Source organism: Pyrinomonadaceae bacterium, from assembly GCA_036277115.1.
In the GTDB taxonomy this organism is placed as follows: domain Bacteria; phylum Acidobacteriota; class Blastocatellia; order Pyrinomonadales; family Pyrinomonadaceae; genus UBA11740.
Genome location: DASUNM010000002.1, coordinates 248,469 through 257,036, shown reverse-complemented (window position 1 = coordinate 257,036; position 8,568 = coordinate 248,469). Strand labels below are relative to the sequence as shown.

Below are 8,568 nucleotides of genomic sequence, written 5' to 3'. Positions count from 1 at the left end.
CTCCGAGCAGGCCGAGCTGACGGGCCAGGAGGATAAGGCCGACGAATACCTGCGGTGGACGCTCGAAGGCGTCGAGAACATCCGGCGCGTCTTCAAGGCGGGGCTCAAGGAGTGGGAGAAGCTGCGGGCCGAGCAGAAGCTTTTGCGCGGCAAGAAGTCGAAGAAGCTCCTCCGGCTGCGGCGCAAGGTGGCGCGGATGCGGCTCGAAATCTCGCAGGAGATGAAGCTCCTCAACCTCACGGAGAAGGCGCGCCAGCAGCTCATCAACGCCATCCGCAAGGTCGCCAAAGAGATCCGCATCGCCGAGAACGAGATCAACACCAACACCGAGAAGCTGGGCAGGAAGCGCATCCGGCCCGACGAGGAGCGCGACTACAAGCGCCACATCACGAACGCGCGCAAGCGGCTCCAGCAGGTCGAGGCCGAGCACCACGTCTCGCCGGTCGAGATCAAGCGCTCGCTCCAGGCGGTCGTCACCGGCGAGGCCGAGACGGCGCAGGCCAAGCGCGAGCTGATCGAGGCCAACCTCCGCCTCGTCGTCTCCATCGCCAAGAAGTACACCAACCGCGGGCTGCAATTCCTCGACTTGATTCAGGAGGGCAACATCGGGCTGATGAAGGCCGTGGACAAGTTCGAGTGGCGGCGCGGCTATAAATTCTCGACGTACGCAACGTGGTGGATTCGCCAGGCAATCACCCGCGCGATCGCCGACCAGGCGCGCACAATCCGCATCCCCGTGCACATGATCGAAACCATCAACAAGCTGATTCGCACCTCGCGCGCGCTCGTGCAGGAACTGGGGCGCGAACCAACCAGCGAAGAGATAGCGAAGAAGATGGACATTCCGGTTTCGAAGGTGCGCAAGGTCCTGAAGATTGCGCAGGAACCGATCTCGCTCGAGACGCCGATTGGTGAAGAGGAAGATTCGCACCTTGGCGATTTCATCGAAGACAAATCGATCCTGAATCCTTCGGACGCAGTCGTGGCGTCAAACCTGCGCGAGATTACGGACGAAGTGCTCGCGACCCTAACGCCGCGTGAAGAGAAAGTGATCAAGATGCGTTTTGGTCTGGGCACGACCGGCTCGGAACACACTCTGGAAGAAGTCGGCCAACATTTCGCGGTCACGCGCGAACGTATCCGGCAGATTGAAGCTAAGGCCCTGCGCAAGCTTCGCCATCCCTCACGCTCACGGAAACTCAAGGCGTTTTTGGAAACGGTACAGCATAATTAGCATTGAGTGGCACAGACTTCAGTCTGTGATTTCCCGGTTGAATCACAGACTGATGTCTGTGCCACTACCTGTATGAAAAAAATCGTCGAAAGCTACAAACGAAAGCTCGCCAGCGAAGAAGGCTGGGTGCTGAAGCGCGGCGCGAAACTGCGCATCGCGCTCTGCTATCCGAATGTCTATTCGATCGGTATGGCGAACCTTGGCTTTCAGGCGATGTACGAACTCTTCAATAACATCCCGGAAGTTTCGTGCGAGAGAGTTTTCCTGCCGGACAGTTCCAGAGGTTTCTCCGTCGAGGAACACTCCTCTTCAGCGCGCAGCGTGCCGAACGGCGGTTCAGAGTATTCACGCAACGGCTCCGGCTACAACGTCAAAAAGAGAAAACCCGAGAGCAGGATCAACGAACTCGCGGAATACGAACGGACGGGGACGACGCTGCTTTCACTCGAGTCGCAATCGCCAGTTCGCAAGTTCGACGTCATCGCGTTCTCAATTTCGTTTGAAACTGATTACGTCAACATGGCGCGCATGCTGCAAATGAGCGGCGTGCCGGTGTGGTCAAAAGACCGGACCGAGCAGGATCCGCTGATCGTCATGGGCGGTGCGGCGTCGTTTCTGAATCCCGAGCCGATCGCCGACTTCACCGATGTGATTGGCGTTGGCGAAGGCGAGATTCTCGGGCCGAAGCTGGTTGACGCTCTTTTCGAATACGAATCGAAGGCGGAACTTTTATTGGCGCTGGCGCGAGAGGGCCGCGGCTTTTACGTGCCTTCGCTTTACTTCGTCAGCTACAACGATGACGAAACGGTAAACGCCTACACTCCCACTGAAGAAGGCGTGCCGCCGCGTGTCGGTCGGGCCATTTCCGCAGAGAGTCCGAAAGAAGGCAGTTTGCGCCGGGCCATTCGACGCGAGCAACACGACCTGGTGGCGCAGCTCAAGCGCGACGAAGTCTTCGCGCCTTCGACCACGATCTTTGCGCCGCAGGCCGAGATGGGTGATCGCTTCCTGGTTGAAATCTCGCGTGGCTGTTCGCAGGGCTGTCGCTTCTGTTGGGCCGGTTACAACTACTGGCCGCCGCGCGTGGTGCCGGCGCGAGACATTCTGGCGAAAGCAAAAACATGGCGCGCGAAAACCGACAAGATTGGCCTGGTTTCGACTGCCGTCTGCGACCATCCGGAGATCAGCGAAATCCTCCAAGGCCTGCGCGCGATGGATTATCGAATCTCGGTTTCGTCTTTGCGGCTCGATCAGATTTCGGAAGAGCTGCTGGACGCCCTGGTTGAGTCGCGGGACCAGCAGATCGCGGTCGCGCCGGAAACTGGATCAGATCGCCTGCGCAAAGTAATCAACAAGAACCTGACGAACGACGAGATAGTCGATATCTGTGGCGCGGTTTTCGATCGCGGCATGCTGACGGTGAAACTTTATCTGATGGTCGGTCTGCCAACGGAAACTGATGAAGACCTGGAAGAGATGGTTAAGCTGGTCGAGCGCATCAAGGATCGCATGCTCGAAGCCGGCAAGCGCTTCGGTCGCGTCGGTAAGATTATTCCGTCTTTGAACGGCCTCGTGCCAAAGCCGAATACGCCGTTTCAATGGGAAGCGATTTGCGATGAAAAGGAAATGAAGCGCCGTCTGAAGTGGGTCTGCAAGAACCTGGCGCGCATTCCCAACGTCGAAGTCCGTGCGATGTCCGCACGTATCGCGCATGAACAGGCGCTGTTCTCGTCCGGCGATCGGCGTATTGCGCCAGTGATTGAAGCTTCGGCCCGGCTCGACGGCGACCTAAAAGCCGCGCTCCGCGAAACCGGCATCGACGCGCATTTTCACACCAGCCGCACGCGCGCGCATGATGAAGTACTCCCCTGGGAAATTGTGGACTCAGGCCTGTCGCGTCCTTTCATGGAACGCGAACATGAACGTTCTCACGAAGCTGCATCGACGGCTCCCTGCCCTTCCGTGAACCAATGCACTCGGTGCGGGGTCTGTCCGACGACCTGGCTCGCCGAAGCTCCGGCAGCGCTCGTGCAATTGAAAGCCTTCGCGACCAACCCTTCTCCAGCCTCTGTTTAGCGGCGGGCTACCGCCTCCGGTGCGTACAAGATTCCCGGGCCTCCCGGGGGTGCTTTACGGCTTGGGAGTCATCTCTTCCAACTCTTTTTTCAATCCCTGAATAAGCGGTTCCAGACGATCTTTTTGGCTGGGCTCTCGCGCTAACTTCTTAGCCAAAGCTTCCAAGTGGGCTCGCTTGAGCGCTTGATTGGCTGGAACCGCGATGTCTGGCGTCACAGGCGTGCCTTGATAATCGGTTTTCGTGGTCGGATAAACGGGCCGGTCAATGGGAACTGAAGGCGTCCCGGTCGGATAGATAAACCAACTCATCGGGACGAAGACCGCAAAGTTCGGATGAACCCGCACCATTCTTCCCGGATGTGTTCCACCGCTCGTTTTTTCCCCGACGATGGTGGCCCGCTTGTGATGCTGAAGGATCGAGGCAAGACCTTCGACTGCGGAAAAGGATCTGCGGCTGACCAGGATGTAAACGTCCTTGCCGACGTAACGGCTGCCGGGCACGTAAGGCAATGTCCACCACTGCTGCGTTCGATTCTCCGCCCGCACAAACCAGTCGCCAAGATGAAACGGCTCCTCATCAAAGAAGTAACTCGCGAGGAACAACACCATGTCAGCGGACCCGCCGCTGCTTCTGCGAAGATCGATGATCAGCGCATCTGTATTCGCGACGAAGTCCATGACTGATCGGGCCGTTTCGCCGCTGAACTCCGGGCGCACAAAGCTGTTCATTTCCAGATATCCGATGTTCCCCGGCAGACGCTCGACCTTTTCAAATCCAAAGTTTCTCGCACGAGCCGCCGTGCGACCCTCCGTTTTTTCGGCGGCAGTTTCCGGGTCAAAGTCACGGCCTTCGAGTAAGGGTTCAGGACGATAGCTGTAAGCCAGTGCCAGGTGACGATCACGGCTAACTCCCTGCATGTGTGCGTCCAGCGCATCCATCAGATCGTACGCGCTCGTAATCTTGTCGTACTCGCCTTTTTGCAATCGCTCCCGCAGATTATCTTCAACGCGCTTGGCCACGTCGGCTGAAACGTAATACTTGTTGACGGCCCGGATGGCGCCTTCGACAACTTGCCGGTTGATGGCTGGATTCAGAGGTATGTCAGGTGGCCGTTGCGCGAGTGCTGACGAACCAACTAGCAGAAGCACGACGATCGAAGGAATGACGCGTAGTTTCATTGGGCTCACCAACGGCTTAAGAAATCAGGAAAACAGTACGTTCACGCTGGACGCCGGGCTCGCGTTCCAACAACACGGGTTTGAAACCGTCTCTCTCAGATAAGAGCTTTTTCATGATCTTGCCCGCTCGTTGAGGTCCTAACCGTTCCCTTTGGCCTGGGCTTTAGTTTCCTCAGCCAGCAATTCTGTGGTGCGATCAGTCACGCTGAATGGGGGAGTTTGTTGGGCTGTGTACTCGGGAAGCTCACGAGTATCAGCCGATTTCAAATCTATTGGTTCCGGTGTTGGCCGGTTCGCCGGCGTCTCTTTCACTTCGTTCGCTTTGGCAAACAGAATCACTGAGAGTAAGCCGCAACCCAAAACAATTATCAGTGCGAGCAATCCGAGTCCCGCCATCACTTTTCCCTGCGCATACATCATTTTGTAGAAGATTCCATAAAGAAGCGGGATGGCGACGCCGGCGCCGAAAATGCTCAATGCGGCGACGCCTAACTTCTCAAACCGTTCCTTCTTCTGCTGAAGCGACACGTCGAGCTTCGTTGGCAGTTGCTCGCTTAGCGTCTGGGCGACCTTCTGCAGGCCCAGACCACACGATCGGCAAAATTTCTGGTCAGGTGAGTTTTGGTTTCCGCAATTCGGGCAGTACATCGGAGGTCTCGTTAAGAGGTGGATATATTCACTTACGCAAGGGCGAACGTCTGAGTTTCAATCCTGCGTGCCGAGCCGGAACCTGCGCGACGCGCTCCGGAAGGAAAGAAACAACGCGGTGACAGAGGTGGCCCACAACAAAAACTTCACAATTACCACTATGAAGTTATTCGGTTCGGATGAAGTTTGCTTAATGGTTTCTTCGAGCTGATACCAGAAGCTGCTGCTCATTAAGCCGGTGAAGTAAGCCCACGCCAGCAACAGAAACAACGCTCCCCATGAACGCGCGCGATACGTCGCCCAGGCGCCGATGAGCAGCAACGCGCCAGCCACGTAATCCTCGAACATCGTCGTGAACTCGACCGTCCAGTGACCGACGCCTCGACGGCAAGTCTCCAGTACCGGGAGCAAAGCGCCGAGAATGAATGCGGCAATAACTTCGAATCTCATGGTGCGTGGCGACCCGGCAAGTCACTTCGGTTGGAAGTCATTAAACCGAAATTACGCAGATTCTAAAGTGCGCGCTCGCTTTTTTGAAAGCCTGCCGCAACGGTCAACAAACGGCCGTAGCGCGCGTCGAACTGAAGTGATGGTCAAGTCTTTTTGAACGAATCGGTCAGCCGCCTCCAACGAGAAACCTTTAACGATGCGGGAACGCCTTAGAAATCGAAGGTTTGCCACTTTCCAGCACGGCACACCACTCGCAAAGTGTGCTGCGACTCGAGACGTCTCGAGCGCGATCTTTCAAGTATCAGCGAGAAGAGCGTGCTGCTCGCGAAAGCAGTAGCAGGCGTGCACTTACCAGACTAAGTGCCGGCGCGGCGGCAGAGGGCAATCGGAGTTCCCGAAGGAGATATGAAAAAAGCCAAACCCACCAAAACCGTTCGATTGACGATGCTCCTGGTTTTAATCGCTGTCGCCGCAGGTGTCGCGTTCAGCGTGTTCAGCGGTGAAAGATCCGCGGCGAAATCGGCCAGGAACAAGGGCGACAAGATCTCACAGGCCATGCGCCAGCGCCTGGCCGGCACCGGCTCGAACGGCGAAATAGTATCCGTAATCCTCCGACTCAAAGAGAAACCCAAAGGCGAGCTAAAGACGCTGCTCAAACGCAACGGCGTCAAAGTAAAAGGTGAGTTCGAACAGTTTTCTTCGATAGCCGTCGAGCTTCCCGCTTCTGTAGTGGAAGAACTCGCGGGGTTCGATGAGGTCGAAGTCGCCTCGCCCGATCAGGAAGTTCGATCTTTCGGCTTCGTTGAGGGTGCGACCGGCGCCCGCGATATGCGTTTGCAAAACGGCAACAGCGGCCTTAAAGGGAAGGACATGAATATCGCGATCCTTGATTCGGGTATCGACAAGGACCACCACGGCGTTGGCGACATCGCCTTTCAAAAAGACTTCACCGGAGAGAACCGCACCGACGATCCCTTCGGGCACGGAACGCACGTGGCGTCACTCGCGACCGCGCCGGCTCACATCGCTAGCGGCGCGTACTCGGGAATCGCGCCCGAGGCAAAGATCATCAATCTGCGAGTGCTTGATTCACAAGGCATCGGTAAAACCTCAAACGTTCTCAATGCCCTGCAATGGATTTTGGCGCCCGTCGATCCGAATAAGCCGCTCGGCGAAAAGAATTATCAGAAATATCGGATTCGTGTTGTCAGCCTCAGCATTGGCGCGCCGGCAATTGACTCGTACAGGATCGACCCGCTTTGCCTCGCCGTACGGAAGCTCGTAGACACGGGCATCGTTGTGCTCGCGGCGGCCGGCAACGATGGAACTGACTCGACCGGACAAAAGTTTTATGGTCGGATTCACAGCCCGGCCAACGAACCCACAGCGCTAACTATCGGAGCCTCGAACACCTTTGACACGGAATCGCGCGCCGATGACGCAGTGACAACCTACAGCTCACGCGGGCCGACCCGAAGTTTTCAGATGGTCGATGGTCGTAGAATTTACGACCACGTCATCAAGCCGGACATCGTTGCTCCGGGCAACAAGCTGATTGGGGCCGAGGCGCTGAATAATTCGATTGTCAGAGAGCACAGTTTGCTGGAAGTCACACCGGGCAGCAATGCTAATCACAAAGTCATGTTGTTGAGCGGAACTTCGATGGCCACGCCAGTGGCTGCGGGCGCCGTAGCTCTCTTGCTTCAAGCAAACCCCAAGCTGACACCGAACATGGTGAAGATGATTCTTCAGTACACGTCGCAGCCTCTGAAAGGCTACAACATGCTCGAGCAGGGCACCGGCCAACTGAATGTCCAGGGAGCAGTGCAGCTCGCCAAGCTCGTGCGCACGGACTTGACCGCCACTACACCTGCCGGTACGTCGATGCTGACGACAACGACCTTGCCGGCCCCGCAAACCACGATTGCCGGCCACACATTCACCTGGGCGCGCGGTATTTTCTTCCCGCGTTGGTACGCGACCGGCACGAGTCTGATTACAAAATATAAGACTTATTACGCGCAGGGCGTTGTGATCGGTGATGGTGTCGTAATCGGCGACGGCGTAGTAATCGGGGACCGCGTCGTAATTGGTGACGGTGTGGTGATCGGGGACGGCATATTGCTTGGTGACGGCGTCGTGATCGGCGACGGCATTTGGACAAGCAACGGCGGTGTCCTTGGTCACGGCACACTGTTCTGCACCGGGGTCGTGCTGGGCGATGGGATTCTTTTGGGAGACGGCGTCGTGATTGGCGACGGCATCATTGTTTCCGACAGCCTCGTCTTTGGTAACGGCATTCTGCGCTCTCAACGTGTCTGGGCCACGCATGTGATGGTGCAGGGCGACAATACGACCGGGATGCCAGTGGTCTACGAGGACGGGGCCACTCCGTAAAACGGGAACCGCTGCGACGCGCTTCTGAGGACGTCGCACCGAAAAGACCTCTAAAGGCCAGGAGAGCGGACCGAGATTGAGGCGCGCCTTAATCTTCCGCTCTCCTCAACTTTTTCAACAACTGAATCTGGCCGGCGTGATAAAGATCGTGAGATGCAATGCCCATGATGATCGCGTCGTTGCTGACCTTGCTGCCTTTCGGCGTGACTTTAAGTTGCGCATCGGTCATTCCGGCCACGGCGGCGCGCATGCTGCGGTGCGCTTCGACCAGCAGCTTCACCTCATCACGCCAATCAGCCTCAGTCGATTTGCCATCCGCCGGCCGCACAAACCAATTCGAGCCCTCCAACGAAAATGAACCACGCGCTTCCGAGAGAATTCGGCGACGCACGATGTACTTCCAATAAGCCGCGTGCACCACGGTTTCCCAAATGTTGTGCCGGCCGGGCGCGGGTCGCCACGTCACGTCGTCAACGCGCAATCCACGAATTGAGCCGCGCAGGTTTGTCCCGTGCCAGGCGCGATGATCGAACGCCTGGTCGATCAAATCAAGAAGTAGAGAGATTTGAGGATCCGGCATCGTT

Annotated in this window: 7 protein-coding genes; 3 read left to right on the top strand and 4 right to left on the bottom strand. The window is 57.1% G+C overall.

Features of this window, described 5'->3' with window-relative positions; genetic code table 11:
• The coding region (gene rpoD, locus VFX97_01175; GenBank protein HEX5701811.1) for an RNA polymerase sigma factor RpoD at positions 1-1,234 on the top strand (1,234 nt) is incomplete at its 5' end.
• Positions 1,235-1,306: 72 nt separating this feature from the next.
• Positions 1,307-3,310 carry a radical SAM protein gene (locus VFX97_01170; protein ID HEX5701810.1) on the top strand — a complete coding sequence of 668 codons (2,004 nt, stop codon included), beginning with the start codon at positions 1,307-1,309 and terminating at the stop codon, positions 3,308-3,310.
• Between the two features lie 54 nt (positions 3,311-3,364).
• Here the strand turns inward: VFX97_01170 and VFX97_01165 are convergent, their stop codons facing one another.
• The 3 genes from VFX97_01165 to VFX97_01155 all read right to left on the bottom strand — a co-directional run bounded on the left by VFX97_01165 (position 3,365) and on the right by VFX97_01155 (position 5,587).
• Positions 3,365-4,489 (bottom strand): S41 family peptidase, encoded by a 1,125-nt coding sequence (locus VFX97_01165; protein HEX5701809.1) that lies wholly within the window; start codon positions 4,487-4,489, stop codon positions 3,365-3,367.
• Positions 4,490-4,627: 138 nt separating this feature from the next.
• The gene (locus tag VFX97_01160; GenBank protein ID HEX5701808.1) at positions 4,628-5,137 is read right to left on the bottom strand and encodes a zinc-ribbon domain-containing protein; all 510 of its coding nucleotides are present in this window, start codon (positions 5,135-5,137) and stop codon (positions 4,628-4,630) included.
• 57 nt (positions 5,138-5,194) lie between these two features.
• Complete coding sequence (locus VFX97_01155) at positions 5,195-5,587, bottom strand: hypothetical protein (protein HEX5701807.1); 393 nt, start codon at positions 5,585-5,587, stop codon at positions 5,195-5,197.
• A gap of 405 nt (positions 5,588-5,992) precedes the next feature.
• Between VFX97_01155 and VFX97_01150 the strand changes: the two genes are divergently transcribed.
• Positions 5,993-7,984 carry a S8 family serine peptidase gene (locus VFX97_01150; GenBank protein HEX5701806.1) on the top strand — a complete coding sequence of 664 codons (1,992 nt, stop codon included), beginning with the start codon at positions 5,993-5,995 and terminating at the stop codon, positions 7,982-7,984.
• A gap of 88 nt (positions 7,985-8,072) precedes the next feature.
• On the opposite strand, the gene VFX97_01145 is transcribed toward VFX97_01150, so the two are convergent.
• The gene (locus VFX97_01145) at positions 8,073-8,564 is read right to left on the bottom strand and encodes a DinB family protein (protein HEX5701805.1); all 492 of its coding nucleotides are present in this window, start codon (positions 8,562-8,564) and stop codon (positions 8,073-8,075) included.
• Positions 8,565-8,568: the final 4 nt, after the last annotated feature.